Consider the following 15,588-nt stretch of genomic DNA (forward strand, 5'->3'; position numbering starts at 1 on the left):
CCTTTTCCTTACGTTTATTGGCGAAGTTCAGGCAAAGATGTCTGAGCATCTGCCGGAGTACCGGGTTACTTCCTATGAAGTAGGTGCTACTACGTACGATGTCACCATGATGACTAAGCCAGGGGTGAAGGTATCACTGAATAGCTTGGGCGACGCTGGGGTCCAGGTGAGGAACTTAGCGCGTTTAGAAAGAGACGGCAAACTGGCGGGGGCACAGTCGGTCGACCTACGGGTGGATCGGTGGGCCTATGTCAAATAGGGACGCCGAAAGCATTATTGTAGAGCTTCTGGAGGCTCGGGGAATTGCACGCAAAGAGCAGGCTGTTTTCCGCTCCCCTAACTTTGAGCGTGATACCCACTCACCGTGGGGACTTCCTGGGATGGATGTTGCGGTTGGCCGCCTTGTGGTTGCCAAAGAAAAGAACGAAAAGGTTGTTGTTTTTGGTGACTACGATGCCGACGGTGTCCCCGCTACCGCCTTGTTACTGCGAGTCTTCCGGCGCCTAGGGATCGAGAACATAGAAGGGGTCATTCCAACTCGCGAACAGGGGTATGGCCTGACCCTTCCTGTAGTGGAGGCGTTGCTTACCCTTAAGCCTGCAATAGTGATTGCGGTGGATAATGGCACTGTAGCTAAAGAAGAGGTGGCCGCCTTAGTAAAAGCCGGTGTGGATGTCATTGTGGTGGACCACCATGAGGCACAGGAAGGAAAGATTGCCGAGAGTGCTTTGGCTATCATCAACCCAAAAATGCCGGGGAGCACGTATCCCTTCGCGGAGTTGTGCGCGTGTGGGCTGGCATGGAAACTGGCCTGTGCATTAACGGAAAAACTAGGGGAAGATGTTGCGCCTCTTAAATGGGAACTGGATTTGGTGGGGCTTTCCACCATTGCAGACATGGTTCCCCTGGTTGGTGAAAACAGGGTACTGGCTTGTTTTGGGCTGAAGGTGCTGCAGAAGTCCCGCAATGTTGGTTTGCAGGCCCTTATGAATGTTGCCCAAGTAAAGGCGGGTTCCTTGAGCGCGGGGGACGTTTGCTTTAAACTGGCTCCTCGCATTAACGCCCCTTCGCGCATGCATGGGGAAATTTTGGATGGCTCCAACGCTGCCCTCTCCCTCCTTACTGCCACAGACAAGGCAGAGGCGGCTAAGTGCGCGGAATACTTGCACGAACAAAACACAGAGCGGCAACAGTTGGTTGAGCGGCACATTGAGGAGGCCGAAGCGCAGATTCAAAAGAGGCCACATGCCCAGGTACTGGTTGCTTACCATGACAGCTGGTCGAGTGGGGTGATTGGGCTGGTGGCTAGCAGGCTGATGGACAGGTATCGGCGCCCGGCCATTGCCCTGGCTCCGGAGGGTGGGGTGGTAAAAGGCTCTGTGCGTAGTGTAGACGGCGTCCATGCCTTGGAACTCTTAGATGCTGCCGCTGGGGAGCTGGAGCGCTTTGGTGGTCATGCCAAGGCCGCTGGGCTTACCCTTTCTGGCTCCGTGGAATCTTTCCGCGATGCCTTGGAAGCGTATATGAATGAACTTGGACTTACCTTGGAGGAGCTGGCCGCCAAAAGCGAGCGCGTTCCTGATGCTGAGTTGGGCATGGAAGAACTGGGGTTGGAGCTTGCCCAAAAGTTGGAAGAACTCCAGCCGTTTGGGATTGGCTTTCCTGCCCCGTTGTTTTTGACTGAGTGTGAGGTGCGGAATGTGCGGCGGGTAGGGGCGGAGGGAAAGCATGTGAGCTGTTTCCTTTTTGATGGCAAGACCCAGCGCAAGGCGATCGGTTTCTCCTACCGGGGGCCTGAATTGGTTGAAGGGAAGAAATACCGTTTCCGGATAGGGTTGCAGGCCGAGGAGTGGCAGCAGATGGTGTCACCCGTTTGTCATATTAGGAAAGTGGAAGTGGTATAGAAAAAGAGGCCCGGTTGGGCCCCTTTGAGTCTTAGGCGTGAACCCGCAGGATGGGGTACGGCTTAATGTAGTCGAGCTGTGCTTTTTTGAGCGCCTTGGCTAGAGGCGTCAATTCGGCATCGCTCAGGAGGAAGATGGCTGAGAGATTTCTCCCGCGGTCAGCACCCTCCATGAGCACTCCTCGAGCGATGACGTCTTCGTGACCAGGTCGCAAGTGAATGACTTTGACCTCTGTACTGAAGAGTTCAAGTTCAATAATCGCGATCTGACGGGCGGTCTTAATGTGGTCAGTGAGATCAAAGTCCTTTCCTCGATGGCTGAGGAGAAGGACCATGGGCACCTCCGCAAGGCCTTTGTCGACCTCGGAAAGCGCGAAGGTCACCTTCCGGTCACGCTCTTTGTTTTTCTGATCCAGCCTTGTGAGCCAGCTTTTGAGCTGGATGAGGATTTGTTTGCTGGTAACCCCGAAAGTCTCCAACTCCAGCTCCAACTCACTAGCTGTAACGGGGAGCCGGGTGCCATTTATTACTATTTCCCGGGTAGGGCATATGCCATCTTGGTTCTGGTCGCCAGTCCGGGGGACGGGACTCCTCTGTATGTCAAACGTCCATAGCTCGACCGCTCCCTCTCGGGTGATTCCCCAGACTGGAACTTGGAAAGTTAATTCCACATTTTGCTCACCCATCTCTAGGGGAGGCAAATGATCCCGGGAAAAGAACCAGTGCCCCTGGTAAGAGTTCAATATCGCTAGTGTCTGGCTATTTAGCAAGGTTTCCATTGGTGCTTGAGGAACAGCTACGTAGCCGTTATGGGCAACAAGGAATGGGGATCTCCCCAGTGGGATTGCAGTAGTATCGCGGGCTAAAGCGCATGCGGCTGTAATTGCCCGTGTAATGACGTCTGTTTTTGGGTCTGAAAGTGTAGTACTCATGGCGAGCCATGGCACCTCCTTTTGTGAAAATGCGTCGCACGGCGAGCCGTTTGACCTCCTCGTACTATCAAAAAAGGTTGTCCAGGGCAATGAGAAGAGGGACAGCGCTCCCCAAGACCGGTAAGCCCTGCTACCATGCCTGTATGGCCAAAGCACGCTCTACAACTCTTTTTGTTTGCTCCGAGTGCGGGGAAGAATATATCCAGTGGCAGGGAAGGTGTTCTAATTGTGGTAACTGGAACACGCTAAAGGAGTTTTCTATCCCTTCTGACCGTGGACCAAAGGGGCGTGCTGGTGGCTACAGCGGGCAGACAGAATCTACCGCTCAAAAACTTTCCGATATTACCGGCGACAAACTAGAGCGCCGCTCTACCGGTGTGCCGGAAATGGACCGGGTGCTTGGTGGAGGAATTGTACCTGGAAGCGTGCTCTTGCTTGGGGGAGACCCGGGAATTGGTAAAAGTACCCTTCTCCTTCAAGTGGCCTCTATTTTCAAGGGGAATGTACTCTACGTGAGCGGTGAGGAATCCCCAGAGCAAATTAAGCTGCGGGCGGAGCGCCTCAAGCTTTCCTCACAAGACCTTTCGCTTCTGCCAGCTACGGACGTGAATGTCATCGCCACTCATATTGATCAGGAAAAACCTGACCTTTTGGTTATCGATTCCATTCAGACCATGTACGACCCGGCTTTCCCTTCTACACCAGGAAGTATTGTACAGGTACGCGAGACGGCCATTCGTATTCAGCAGATTGCCAAAAGCAGGGGGCTCTCAGTTGTCCTGGTTGGGCATATCACTAAAGAGGGTACTGTGGCTGGCCCGCGCACCCTTGAGCACTTGGTAGATGTAGTTCTTTACTTGGAGGGTGAGTCCCACCATGAACTGCGTGTGCTCCGCGCTGCCAAGAACCGTTTTGGCGATGCCTCAGAAACCGGCCTCTTTGCCATGGGTGAAAAGGGGTTGGAAGAAGTGCGTAACCCTGCAGAGTTCCTGCTGGCTGAACGTGTACAGGCACCGGGTTCTGTCCTTACTGCCGTTATGGAAGGAAGCCGGCCTATCTTGGTCGAGGTGCAGGCGCTTACTACGCCCACGGTTTTTGGCTATCCACGCCGTACCGTTTCCGGTTTTGACCTTAACCGTCTCAACCTTCTCCTGGCCGTGCTGCAACGCCGGGCAGGGCTGGACCTGAGTAATCAAGATGTCTTTGTGAACGTAGTAGGTGGGCTTAAGATTAAAGACACTGCGGTAGATGCTGCCGTCTGCTGCGCGCTTGCCTCTGCACTCGTAGGAAGTTCCGTAGATGAGCGCCTTTGCGTTATTGGGGAAGTTGGGTTGGCGGGCGAAATCCGTACCGTTACCCAGCAGAAGCGTCGGGAAAAAGAGGTGACAACATTGGGTTACACCTTGGCCAAGCATACAAAAGAGCTCCGGGAGTTACTCCGGAGCCTTGGTCTCCTCAAGCCTAAAAGTTCTAAAAATTCATTACCTGAGTAAAGGGTGCACTGGCTGTGCCTTCTTGCCCAGAGCTGTTCTTCACCCGGATCGTAAAGGTGTACGTTCCTGCGGGGCCAGTAATTTCTACATTACTGGTGCTGTTCGCGCTGGCGGATACAGTACGTTCACTGCCACCTGCCGGCCCAGAGACCGTCACAATTGCCTCGGTAAGCCCAGGGCTGTCCGGGTTCTTCCAGCTGATCTTGATAGGCTTAGAAGGTGGGCTGACCTTGCCGGCGGAGTGATTGATGTTACTTACCTGTCCTGGTGCTGAAGGAGGAGGGGTGGCACTTGAGCCCTTAGTCACCGAGACCTGTGCGCTGCGGGTAAGTCCCAAGTCGTTGCGGACTACGCCTTCAATAAGGCTGCTGCCATCAGGAAGGGAATCCGCATTGTACGTAATGCTGTATGGGGAGCCTGTAGCAGTGCCAACAAGGACGTTGTTGATAAAGAAGTCTACCTTGCTAATATCACGCTTTCCTCCAACGTTGGCAGAAATGGTGAAGTTGCCTGAAACGCTTGCCCCGCTGGAAGGTGAGGTCATGGAAATGGTCGGCCGGTTGTCTTCTGTGTGGACATCGTCCTTCTCAGTAGGAATAGCCTCGCTACAGCCATTGGCGGCAGCCCACGCACGCACTGGCGCTTCCCAGTTAGGGTTGTCTGGCACCTCGGAATGAATACGGCAGAAATAGCGGACAACGCGGCTTTCTTCAGGTGTTAAGTCTGTAGCCACCTTGCCGGTAGAGCTGTCCACGACGACTTTCACGTGAACGTCATCAAATTCCTTGGGGATCTGCCACTCAGCAAAAATGTCGGTGACGCGGTCGCCCGGAGGGCTCTGGTCACTTGGGATTTTCCCAGATAGCCGGTCCACGGTGAATTCCTTAATGCCCTCTGGGCGGGCAAAGTTCTCCACTGGCTTGCCTGTGAGGTACTCACGCATGAAACGGTTCCAAATAGGGGCGGCCACTACTGACCCGTCTGCCCCTTTAACCATGGTCTTGCCGGCCTCATTGTTACCCACCCACACGGCTACGGAGATTTGAGGTGTGTACCCAACCGTCCAAGCGTCTCGGTTGCTGTTGGTAGTACCGCTCTTTGCTGCAACGGGACGGTCGCCGCCAAGAGTAAGGTTGTTGCGGGTGCCAAAGATAGGTGCACGCGCATTGTTATCGGAAAGGATGTTGGAAATTTGGTAAGCAACTTCTGGCTCCAGCGCTTTGACAGTCTCAGTTTGGGTAAAGTCCTTAATCACTTCACCGCCACGCTCAATCTTGATAATAGGACGCAATGGATGACGCTCGCCGCCGTTAGCAAAAGCAGAGTAGGCACCAGCCATTTCGACTGGCTTAACCTCGCCGCTTCCCAGTACGAGGGAGAGGCCGTAGTCACTTGCTTCGTTCAGGGTAGTGATGCCAAGGCGCTGCGCAGTTGCAATGGAGTCTTTAACCGTGGCTAGGTATAGGTTCTTTACTGCAGGGATGTTCAGCGAGCGAGCCAGGGCGTTCCGGTTGGTAATGGGGCCGCTAAACTGGCCGTTGTAGTTGTTTGGCCGGTAGTTACCAAAGTCGGTGGACAAGTCATAGGTAATGGAGGCCGGGCTGAACTTGTGGGTCTTGTCGAAAGCTGTAGCAAAGACAAAAGGCTTGAACGACGAACCAGGCTGCAAGTTGGCGGTAGCAAAGTTGGTATTACCGGACTTGGAATTGGTGTAATCGATGCTTCCCACCATAGCCAATACCTCTCCGGTCTTTGGATCCACGGCGGTAAGGGCGGCATTGCTGGCCTGCCACTTGGTAACCGTGCTTGGCCCCATCTCCTTCATGATGGTCTCTGCCAACTGCTGGGTCTCAAGGTCGAGCGAGGTTGTCACTGTAAAGCCGGCTTGGTCCAGTTTAAGCTCTGCAGTCTTTGGATCGTCGTCAAGGAAGTCGATGAGCTGCTGACGTACATAGAAAACGAAGTGAGGCGCAACCAAGTCGCTGCGCTCTGCAAAAGCCGGCTCCTCCAGGCTTGGGGCAGACTTTTTAGCGGCTTCGGCTTCTTCCGAAGTGATGTAGCCAACGCGCACCATGCGGTCCAGTACGAAGTTCTTACGTGTGAAGAGGGCTTCCTGGTTGTTGCCGTATGGGGAATAGAAAGTTGGTTGCTGGGGGATGGCAGCAAGCGTAGCTGCTTCAGAGAGGTTTAACTCGCTGGCGGGTTTTTTGAAATAAGTTTGCGCGGCAGCCTCAATACCGTATGCATTGGCACCGTACGGGATTTCGTTAAGGTACCCAGTCAGGATTTCATCTTTGGTATAGGTCTGCTCAATTTCAATGGAAAGGATGATCTCACGCAGCTTGCGGTTGGCAGTCTGTTCCTTTGTAACTAGGTCAGCGTTACGCACGTACTGCTGGGTGATGGTAGAACCACCGCCACCTACGCGCCCATTACAAATAGGAAGGCGGCAGACAACGGCGCGGGTCAGACCCTTTACGTCAAAGCCGGGATGGCTGTAGAAGTTGGCATCTTCCAGGGCGATGGTGGCCTTCTTAACGTTGTCGTTAATTTTGTCACTGTCCACGCGGGTGCGGTTTTTCTCACCAAAAAAGTTGTAGAGCGGTTTTCCGTTGCGGTCAAAAATCTTGGTGGATTCTACAATAGGGCGCTCCACCAGCTTGCGCGGGTTGGGCAGGTCGCGGACGTAGTAAGCAAAGAGTGCCGCAATGAGGACGATGAAAGCAGCTACAACCGCACCGGCTACAATGAAAAACTTGCGCCAGCTCCATTCAACCCGGCTGCTGCGGCGGAACGGGTTAAAGCGGTGCCAACCTTGGGGCGCTTTTGCGCGCATGGAAGTAGCGGAGCGAGGAAGTGTCCTCGTGGTGCGGACTGAACGCATGTTGAGTGGGTTCATCCTACCTGAGCGAAAGGGTGGGCGCTTTTGTGCCATAGTAATTGAAGCGTAACAGAAAAGTGGGTAGAGTTACAGGTATGAACATCTCTTTTAGTGCGGAAGACATTCTTGAATACGGTGTTTCCGAAATTATCGACAGCGAACGCATTACGCGTGCCCTGGAAAACAAGGCCCCGCTGCGGGTAAAGCTTGGTATTGACCCAACCAGCCCGAATGTTCATTTGGGACGCAGTATCCCGCTCTGGAAACTACGTGCTTTCCAAGAGTTAGGTAACGAGATCCACCTTATTATCGGCGATTTTACGGGCCAAGTAGGCGATACGTCTGACAAAGAATCAGAGCGGCCCATGCTTACTCCCGAGCAAATCCACGAAAATGTTGCACGCTACGAGGAGCAGCTTTGGATGGTGCTCAACCCTGACAAGAAAGACCTAGTCCATATTCACTACAACAGTGAATGGCTTTCCAAGCTCAGTTTTGGCGAACTAGTTGGCCTGGCCGATGCTTTTTCCGTCAACACCTTCATTAAGCGTGAGTTGGTGTCCCGCCGCTTAGAGGCTGGGTCCCGTGTAAGTTTGCGGGAAATGCTCTACCCCGTCATGCAGGGATACGATTCCCTTATGGTGGAGGCAGATGTGGAGATGGGGGGTACCGACCAGCGTTTCAACCTGTTGGCTGGGCGCACCCTTCAAGAGCAGCGCGGCCTTGCCCCGCAGTCCCTCATCATGAACGTGCTCATCTCTGGTACCGATGGCCGTAAGATGAGTTCCAGTTGGGGGAATGTCATTTCATTGCTGGATTCGCCTAAGGACAAGTTTGGCAAAATGATGACAGTTCCCGACGCTTCCATGGCGGAGTACTTACTCGTGTTGCCTCGCTCCATCTGGCCGTTTTCCACTGAAGAGTTGGCAGACCGTATGACGCGTGAGAATCCGCGCGATCTAAAAATGCAGCTTGCATGGACATTGGTTGCCCTGTATCACGGGGAAGATGAGGCAAGTCAGACGCGCGACGCCTATGTTAAGCAGTTTAGCGAAGGGGAACTGCCAGAGGATATTGTAGAAGTGGCCGTCTCTACCCTGCCGTTAACCGAGGGCACCATCGATATTGTCACGCTTTTGACAGAGCTTACCCTCGCCCCTAGCCGCAGCGAAGCACGCCGGCTTATTGAGCAAGGTGGCGTCCGTATTAACGACGTTGTCCAGGCCGAACCCACCGCCTCCATTACCCCTACTGACCAAATGATTGTCCAAGTAGGAAAACGAAATTTCCGACGCCTTACCCATGGTTGAACATATAGAGTCCCTCCTTATTGCCGCAGTACGCGAGCTTGGTCATGATTACCCAAGCGATGTTGTGGTGTCCGAGCCGCCACACCATGTGGCCTCTGACTACGCCGTAAACGTGGCCCTGCAGCTTGCCCGTGCAACGAAAGGAAACCCCAGGGAGTTGGCCGAGCAGGTAAAGGAAAAGCTCATGGCGAGCGGGGAGTTTTCATCTATCGATATTGCGGGTCCCGGCTTTCTTAACCTTCACCTGGACGACGCGGTCTTTACCCGTGCCCTGGCTGATTTACTAAGTAGGGAGAGCTTGGCAGGCAAGCCCACCGATAACCCTCAAAAAGTAGTAGTGGAGTTTGTGAGTGCTAACCCTACAGGCCCCCTCCACATTGGAAACGCACGTGGCGGCCCCATTGGTGAAACTATTTCCCGTGCCTTAGAGGCCCGTGGTCATACGGTGCACCGCGATTTTTACGTAAACGACATTGGTGGCCAGGCGCGTAAATTTGCCCTCAGCATCTTGCACTACTACAAGCTTGCCTTTGGACAAGAGAGCGAGTTCCCAGAAGGTGGGTATCCCGCGCCCTACATCCAAGAACTGGCTAGCCAAATTGCCGAAGCGGAAGGTGAGAGCCTCCTCACGCTGGATGGAGAAGAGCAGATTGAGGCGATGCGGAAGACATCCATTGCGTGCATGGTGCAGCACATGCGCGCCACTTGTGACCGGATGGGCATTACCTTTACTACCTGGAGCCCGCAGAGCGAGTTGGAAACCAGTGGCCGTGCCACCGCCACCCTTGAGCTTCTCAAAGAAAAAGACGCCATCTTAGAAAAAGACGGCGCCATTTGGTTGAAGAGTGGTATTCAAGACGAGGACCGCGAAACCGTGTTGGTTAAATCTGATGGTACCTACACGTACTTCTTGGACGATACTGCCTTTTACCGCATGAAGCTGGAAGAGTGGGGGAACGACACGAGTGTCTGTGTGCTTGGGGCTAACCACTCGGGTCATATTCCTCGGATGCAGGCCTCTATGGCTGCACTTGGATTGGACCCGAAACGCTACCAGGGAACGTTGTACCAGCAGGTCCAACTGAAAGAGGGGGCAGAGCGCATTAAGATGTCCAAGCGCGAAGGCAACTTTGTGACTGCAGACGAGGTGCTGGACCAAGTTCCGCGCGATGTCTTTACCTGGTTCATGCTCTCCAAGGCAGCAGAGACTCACTTGGATTTTGATTTGCAGCTTGCCAAGGATACTTCTGAAAAAAATCCCATCTACTACGTCCAATACGCCCATGCGCGCATCCACAGTATTATTGCGCGGGCAGGGGAAGTACCTACTGACGTAAGCCCTGTGCCGCTCAATGCTGAAGAGCGGGCACTTGTCCGCCACCTATCTGCTTTTCCCCATATGGTGAGCGAAGTGGCTGAGACATTCCGGACCAACCTCATTCCGGCATACCTTTACGAATTGGCTACGCGGTACCATCACTTCTATGCCCACCACCGCGTCATGGCTGATGAGCCTGCGGTATTTGCCCAGCGCCTGGCTTTGAGCAAGTACACAGCATCGGTACTGAGAGAGGGGCTAAAGCTGATGAATATTGAAGCGATGGAGCAGATGGGAAGAGAGTAGGCTTGTCTGAAAATAGAAAAACGCTCACCCGCAGGGGTGAGCGTTTGTGGTTAGCGGAACTTGGGCCAGGCCGTAACGGCGCTGGCATGGAAGCTGAAGTGGGGGCCTTTCTCCGCGCTGCACCAATAGAGGTGAAGCTGGAGATATTCCCGCTCCTCTTTCCAGACAAACATGGATTCGAGGGTGGCACGGATGAGCGCCATCTCTTGGCCTTGGAATGTCCCTAGGCTAAGGACGTTGGCCTGTTCCTCTTCCGGCACCAAGATGGGGTGGGTGGGAGGGGTGGTAATGGCGGTGGGCCCGTCTGTATTTGTGCCAAACGTGGTGAAGGCACTGTACTGGTTCCCTTGGATTTTGACGGCCAAGAAACCCACGGTAGAGCCAGCCGGTGCTGCGGGCTCCTCGAAAGGCCAAAGGAAGGCGTTGAAGAGTTGGCGCTGAGTGGCCGCCGGTGCATTGGTAACCGCGGCACGCACGCACTGCTGCTTGAAATGTGCAGCCTTGGTGCTGCAACGCCCGAGGCGGGTGAAGAGGTACTCCAAGAGTGCATGGTCGTTGGCCTCATCCAAGAGCGCCAGGAAGGCCTCGTCCGCTACGGCGTTGGAGTTGATGTTGAGTGGCTCCAGGGTTTGCACCGTTATGGGGCTGGTCAACAGGTCCACACTGCCTCCTCGCGCGAGGAGGGTGCCGATATACCGGCCGCTACTGTCGCGCAAGTGGTTGATGCTATCCTCATCGAGCTCCAGAATATCTGCGCCGTCATCTCGGCTTCTTGTTGTCAATTGTGTTTCTCCTTTTCAATCGAGGAATCGATTGCGGTAGTTGTACCAAAAAAAGCCCCTTTATACAAGGAGCTTGTGCCTACTAGATATCAAACTCGTGGATATCCTTGTCGTTTAAGAGCCAGAGCTTTTTCTCTTTTGGATTGATATCAAACCCATGGACCTTGGTGAGTTCCTTAGGGAAGGCATATTGCTGGACGTAGGAACCGTTCTTAGTGAACTCCAGAACCCGTGCCGTAGACCAGGGACTGCTGGTGGCGCCGGCATCTAGTACGTAAATGTTGGAGTACGTTTCACTGGCCACCACTGCTACGGGGTTTACCATCTTTTGTGCCAAGAGCGGGACATCTTTTACCTCAAAGGCCGGGTCTTGTTTGCCGCTGGCAAACTTCATGAGGGACCCGTCGGACTTGAGGATGTAGAAAGAGCCGTCGATAGCGAACGAGATGGCCTTCTTTAGGTCGTACTTGTTGATATCGATAATGCTTACACCCTTGCCGTACTGGGTGCCGGTATTAGGGTACTTCCAGAGGAGGCCGGCCTTGCCATCCAAAATGTAGACGTTGCCAGCATAGCTGCTGATGGCATCGCCCGCGGCAAAGTCTCCTACAGTAGGGGTGACAGGTCGGAGGTTGGTGGTGACGCCAATCTGACTGATGCGGAAAACTTTTGCCTGCTTGGTAAGGACATACCCCGCAGTGTCTGCTTCACTGCTCCGGGTGGCTGACACAATGGTGTCACTACTATCTACTAGTGGTGTGCTGCTTTGGGTTTCGGAAATTTCCCCCCGGCCGGTGCGGAGAAGGTCGCTAGTGAGAGGGTTCCAGCCGTAAAAGTACGGCAGTACGGCCACGATGCCGCGTGCGTCACCATCAAGCGGGTAGTGGGTGGATTCAGTGGTGAAGCGGGTTGTCTTGGTGAGAGTGTCGGATTGGGTGTGGATGGTGTCCCAAAGCCGGTCAGCCTCTTCTTTTTGGTTTGAAGTTGGGTCTTTGAGTGATGTCAGTTTTACTAGCGCAGTTTCTACATCCTTGGAAGCTTCAACGTCTTGTTGGAGGGAAATAGCGGTAGCGATTTTATCTTTGAGAGAGGTGACATCGGAGAGGATGGCTACATTGCTCTGGCCTTCCGTGGCGGTTTCAGGCTTGCTGGCGCCCCTGACCGTTATAAGGACAGAGAAAGCTAGAATGAAGACACCTGCCCCTAAAGCTGCTTTCTTTTTGTTCCCTGGGATGGCAAGCCAAGCCTTAGCCTTTTCAATAAGAGGTAGGAGAATGGGGGAAACGCGCGACCACAAGGTTGTGGCGTGGCTCTTGGCGTGGCTCAAGACTTTGCTTTCCGGTGTGTGTTTGGTTTCAAGCTCAAATTCCGATGACGGCACAATGGAGGCAAATTCTTCCTCCTCAGGATCTTCGTTTACCCTAGCCTCGGCGGCAGCGGCGATTGCCTCAAGTTCTGCCTTGCGCCGGTTCTTCTTGGAGATAATAGTTTCAACGACAGGGCGATTCTCTGGAATGACCACTGGTGCAGGAGACTCTGCCTGGGCAGCGACGGGTTTGTCGGAGAACTGCTCCTTAAGGGCTTCCTTCCCTTTGTTGGCAAGTTCAGTGGCCTTTGGTGCCACCTTTTCCACCCATACGCCCTGCGCTTGTTTTCCGGCAACCAAGGTAGCCGAGCCCGCCTTTTCACTTACCTCTTTAGCCTTTTGGATGAACGGGGTAATGCGGCGGCCAAATTTCTTGAAGCCGCTTTGCATTTCTTCCTCAAGCACGACGCTCTCTGCTTCAGCTTCTGCAGGGGCACTGCCAGTAAAGCGGAAAATAATACTTGAGACCGCAGGGTTCTTTTCCCGTTTGAGTTCCTTAGAGATTGCCAGGGAAGCCTGGTAGGGAGTGGTACTGGTGAGGATGCGGCGCAGGGCATCCAAGGAGATTTCCCGGTACAGCTCGTGGTTGGCCACAAGGAGTTGGTCACCTTCCTTTAAGAGGCCGGTGGCCAGGTTGGAAAAAGTTTTGAGCGGATGAGGGTCTTGCGGGGCAGCGGCCGGGTCGTCGGTAACCTGGCGGATGCGGTTGTTTTGAAGGAGATAGGCGGGGCAGCGGCCAGTTTGGGAGAAATGCAGCTCTTCCCCAGAAAGCACCATGATGATGCCGTTTAGGTTGCCAATCCAATCCGTTTCTCCTTCTTCGGAGACGGTGTTGAGGGTTTGGTTGACGGTGCGGAGCAGGCGTTCAAAGCGGTCATCGATAGTCCCTTCGGCCTGAGGGTCAACCAGCTTAGGGTACTCACTCTCAAGGGCTGCAGTGAGGGCGGGGAGCAGCTTGGTGGAGGGGAGCCATGGCTGCATTACCTCGAAAAGGTATGCCAGGACCACTTGTTCGCCAAGATTACGGTTTTCTGAAGCCGTTAAAACGCCGGAACTTAAAAAGCGGTCAGAAAGTCGTTCCGGAGCTACTATCCGGCATAATTGGGCCGCAATGGAAACACTCATATTCATCAGTATACCCGCCTTGTGCTAGCTCTTCCATGGGTTGCTAACCCGGAGCTAGTGCGCTAAAATCATGCCAGCTCGGACGCTCTATATGTAGTTAACTTTCAATGCATCGGGAATCCAATATCTGTACGTCCTGTGGGATGTACGTGAGGAAGCCCACCTGGATTTGTTCAGGCTGCATTATATGGGCGAACGAGCTACTTTTAATTCTATTGATACAAATATTCCAATTCCCCCAAATCGGAGAGTCCAATTGCTTCGCAATTGGCACACCTCGTCGGAATGTCCATGCCGCATGCAAGCATGCGCATGTCCATTCCTCCTCGGAGAGTATCTTCCTGCGGAAGATACAATCTCCTTGTTCGCTCACATTACCCATGCAAGCATGGTAATGTTCACTCACTACGGAGAGTAGCATAGCGGCCTAATGCGCAGGGCTGGGGGTCCTGAGACCGGAGGTTCAAATCCTCTCTCTCCGACCAAAACAAATACCCACCGGAAGGTGGGTATTTGTTTTGGTTAGAACAGAAAGATGATTTGAAACCTAAGGTTCACCCCGCCCATACCTTACTCACCGGAGGTGAGAGTGGGGTTAGCGCAACGCTTCTGCGCCACTTCCATATGTAAGGAACGGCGCAGAAAGTGAGCGTCAATCCTCTCTCTCCGACCATGAAAAAAGAAGCTCATGTAGCTTCTTTTTTCTATTTCAATAAAAAACCAGAGGTATCAGCCGAGTGATAGCTCTGGTTCTTGGCGATCCAATGCACGGGAAGTGCAAGGGATCGCCGGGATGTTAACGCAGGCTCCCGTAGGGACTGAGCGGCCCTTCTTGTCTGTAGTGCTCGTTGTTCCAGCGATAGCTGACCAGTCGGGCAGTGTCATCCACGATGATGACATCGGGATCATCTGTTGGGTAGAGCAGTAAGCTGCGCCCGTTTTCGTCAAAGACGATGTTAGACCCTGTCTTCATGACAGGCATCTCGTCCGCTACCCTCTTGGTTGGGAATATCCAGAGCAAAAAAGCGGCAATGCCTGCTGCTGGTATTAAAGCCCAGCTGTTGCTAGGTTGCTTGTTCATGGTGTTCACCTCCATTGGCAAACGGTTGTCACCAGTCTCCTGGTTACGATGAAGGGTCTTCGTACCACTCATCGGTGCTTAGTGAGGCCTCTCCCGGGATGACAGGAGGCGGATACACATGTTGTTTGACCACGAGTAGCGCCTGGTTGTAGGTACGAGCTTGGGAAGCCTGCTGGGTAGTGAGCTGAGGGCCCACCGGCAGGAAATCCAGCTCATCGATACGGGGCGACGCTGTAGCTGGCACCTGAGCATGATTGCCCGGGTCCGGGTTTGGATTCCTGGGAATAACGATGGCAGCAGTTACCATGAAGGCGGCCAGTAAGGCGATGTACGGAGTTCGTCTAGTCATGTCTACACCTCCAGGTGAGACGGTCAGGGTCCTAAAAGGCTGTTCAAGCCTCAACAAGAACTTTGTTGGCGATAGCGCGACCGTATTCGAGCCGCTGGATGTCCCCGTTGTAACGCTGAATAATGCGCTGTCCTTCCACACTCGCATTGAGTTGGTCAAGGATTTGTGTAGCAACAGTCTCGTCGAGAGGGTCTACCATGTAATGTTTTCCCTCATCCGGACAGGTCATCAGGACGATGGCGCCGCCGTAGATATGGCAGCTCATGACGAGCTCGACAGAACAATCGAGTTTTTCGTGCGTGATGATGACCGGGGTGTTGTAGAGAGTAAGGGTGCCTTCGGCTGGCTCCACGTTGTATATGCTGTGGTCGGTAATGGCAACAAGGCTTGCCACTACTAATGGTGCAAGGAGAGAAGTCATGTCTACACCTCCAGGTGAGACGGTCGGGGCAGTTGTGAAGGTTCACTTCGCATCTGCAAAACAAGTGATGCTGAACGGATAGTAGCAAATAGCGGAAAAAAAGTACAGCTCCTAGAGCGGAAAAAAGCAAATGAACGAGTTTGATGAAAGGAGGACTTGAACCTAGGTTCACTTCCTCAATACCTGAAATAAAAACACCAGAGGTACCGAATGGTATTGCTCTGGTGTTGGGATAGCGTGGTTGGGGCCTTACGGCAGAAGCCAGGTTTTGTCTTGGATGGTAGCGTAGTTGCCTCCGCTGAGTTCCTTGACGGGAGCGGC

General features: G+C 53.6%; 12 protein-coding genes and 1 tRNA gene. 6 read left to right on the forward strand and 7 right to left on the reverse strand.

Annotated elements, in window-relative coordinates:
* Positions 1 to 259 (forward strand): hypothetical protein (locus tag VLA04_01290; protein ID HSI20331.1); only part of this gene is annotated, 259 nt, incomplete at its 5' end.
* The gene (gene recJ, locus VLA04_01295) at positions 249 to 1,904 is read left to right on the forward strand and encodes a single-stranded-DNA-specific exonuclease RecJ (GenBank protein HSI20332.1); all 1,656 of its coding nucleotides are present in this window, start codon (positions 249 to 251) and stop codon (positions 1,902 to 1,904) included. The genes VLA04_01290 and recJ, both read left to right, overlap by 11 nt.
* Positions 1,905 to 1,935: 31 nt before the next feature.
* Here recJ and VLA04_01300 read toward each other — a convergent pair whose 3' ends face one another.
* Positions 1,936 to 2,835 (reverse strand): hypothetical protein, encoded by a 900-nt coding sequence (locus VLA04_01300; GenBank protein HSI20333.1) that lies wholly within the window; start codon positions 2,833 to 2,835, stop codon positions 1,936 to 1,938.
* A 143-nt stretch (positions 2,836 to 2,978) separates the two neighbouring features.
* Here VLA04_01300 and radA point away from each other — a divergent pair, with 143 nt between their 5' ends.
* Positions 2,979 to 4,328 (forward strand): DNA repair protein RadA, encoded by a 1,350-nt coding sequence (gene radA / locus VLA04_01305; protein HSI20334.1) that lies wholly within the window; start codon positions 2,979 to 2,981, stop codon positions 4,326 to 4,328.
* Here radA and VLA04_01310 read toward each other — a convergent pair.
* Positions 4,306 to 7,227, reverse strand: coding sequence for a transglycosylase domain-containing protein (locus VLA04_01310; protein ID HSI20335.1), 2,922 nt, complete (start codon positions 7,225 to 7,227; stop codon positions 4,306 to 4,308). The genes radA and VLA04_01310 overlap by 23 nt on opposite strands.
* Before the next feature lie 77 nt (positions 7,228 to 7,304).
* Between VLA04_01310 and tyrS the strand changes: the two genes are divergently transcribed.
* A complete protein-coding gene (gene tyrS / locus VLA04_01315) occupies positions 7,305 to 8,519 on the forward strand; it encodes a tyrosine--tRNA ligase (GenBank protein HSI20336.1) in 1,215 nt (404 codons plus the stop codon).
* Positions 8,512 to 10,143, forward strand: coding sequence for an arginine--tRNA ligase (argS, locus tag VLA04_01320; protein HSI20337.1), 1,632 nt, complete (start codon positions 8,512 to 8,514; stop codon positions 10,141 to 10,143). Before tyrS ends, argS begins: the two co-directional genes overlap by 8 nt.
* Before the next feature lie 50 nt (positions 10,144 to 10,193).
* Here argS and VLA04_01325 read toward each other — a convergent pair whose 3' ends face one another.
* Both VLA04_01325 and VLA04_01330 read right to left on the reverse strand, forming a co-directional pair.
* Positions 10,194 to 10,925, reverse strand: a complete 732-nt coding sequence (locus tag VLA04_01325; GenBank protein HSI20338.1) for a hypothetical protein — start codon at positions 10,923 to 10,925, stop codon at positions 10,194 to 10,196.
* An 82-nt stretch (positions 10,926 to 11,007) separates the two neighbouring features.
* The gene (locus tag VLA04_01330; protein ID HSI20339.1) at positions 11,008 to 13,416 is read right to left on the reverse strand and encodes a hypothetical protein; all 2,409 of its coding nucleotides are present in this window, start codon (positions 13,414 to 13,416) and stop codon (positions 11,008 to 11,010) included.
* Between the two features lie 408 nt (positions 13,417 to 13,824).
* Here VLA04_01330 and VLA04_01335 point away from each other — a divergent pair.
* A tRNA-Pro gene (locus tag VLA04_01335) sits at positions 13,825 to 13,901 on the forward strand.
* A 311-nt stretch (positions 13,902 to 14,212) separates the two neighbouring features.
* Here VLA04_01335 and VLA04_01340 read toward each other — a convergent pair.
* Genes VLA04_01340 through VLA04_01350 form a run of 3 tightly spaced genes read right to left on the reverse strand, consistent with a single transcriptional unit; the run spans position 14,213 to position 15,267 of the window.
* Complete coding sequence (locus tag VLA04_01340; protein ID HSI20340.1) at positions 14,213 to 14,497, reverse strand: hypothetical protein; 285 nt, start codon at positions 14,495 to 14,497, stop codon at positions 14,213 to 14,215.
* Positions 14,498 to 14,540: 43 nt separating this feature from the next.
* Positions 14,541 to 14,846: a hypothetical protein gene (locus VLA04_01345; GenBank protein HSI20341.1), complete on the reverse strand. Its 306-nt coding sequence runs from the start codon at positions 14,844 to 14,846 to the stop codon at positions 14,541 to 14,543.
* 43 nt (positions 14,847 to 14,889) lie between these two features.
* On the reverse strand, positions 14,890 to 15,267 hold the full coding sequence (locus VLA04_01350; GenBank protein ID HSI20342.1) for a hypothetical protein: 378 nt from the start codon (positions 15,265 to 15,267) through the stop codon (positions 14,890 to 14,892).
* Positions 15,268 to 15,588: the final 321 nt, after the last annotated feature.

It is taken from the genome of Verrucomicrobiia bacterium (assembly GCA_035460805.1).
Taxonomy (GTDB): domain Bacteria; phylum Patescibacteriota; class UBA1384; order CAILIB01; family CAILIB01; genus DATHWI01.

Bases quoted from the DNA above. Each gene is read 5' to 3' on its own strand.
- recJ (HSI20332.1), top strand. From the start codon at position 249: ATGTCAAATAGGGACGCCGAAAGCATTATTGTAGAGCTTCTGGAGGCT.
- VLA04_01300 (HSI20333.1), bottom strand. From the start codon at position 2,835: ATGAGTACTACACTTTCAGACCCAAAAACAGACGTCATTACACGGGCA.
- radA (HSI20334.1), top strand. From the start codon at position 2,979: ATGGCCAAAGCACGCTCTACAACTCTTTTTGTTTGCTCCGAGTGCGGG.
- VLA04_01310 (HSI20335.1), bottom strand. From the start codon at position 7,227: ATGAACCCACTCAACATGCGTTCAGTCCGCACCACGAGGACACTTCCT.
- tyrS (HSI20336.1), top strand. From the start codon at position 7,305: ATGAACATCTCTTTTAGTGCGGAAGACATTCTTGAATACGGTGTTTCC.
- argS (HSI20337.1), top strand. From the start codon at position 8,512: ATGGTTGAACATATAGAGTCCCTCCTTATTGCCGCAGTACGCGAGCTT.
- VLA04_01330 (HSI20339.1), bottom strand. From the start codon at position 13,416: ATGAGTGTTTCCATTGCGGCCCAATTATGCCGGATAGTAGCTCCGGAA.
- VLA04_01340 (HSI20340.1), bottom strand. From the start codon at position 14,497: ATGAACAAGCAACCTAGCAACAGCTGGGCTTTAATACCAGCAGCAGGC.
- VLA04_01345 (HSI20341.1), bottom strand. From the start codon at position 14,846: ATGACTAGACGAACTCCGTACATCGCCTTACTGGCCGCCTTCATGGTA.
- VLA04_01350 (HSI20342.1), bottom strand. From the start codon at position 15,267: ATGACTTCTCTCCTTGCACCATTAGTAGTGGCAAGCCTTGTTGCCATT.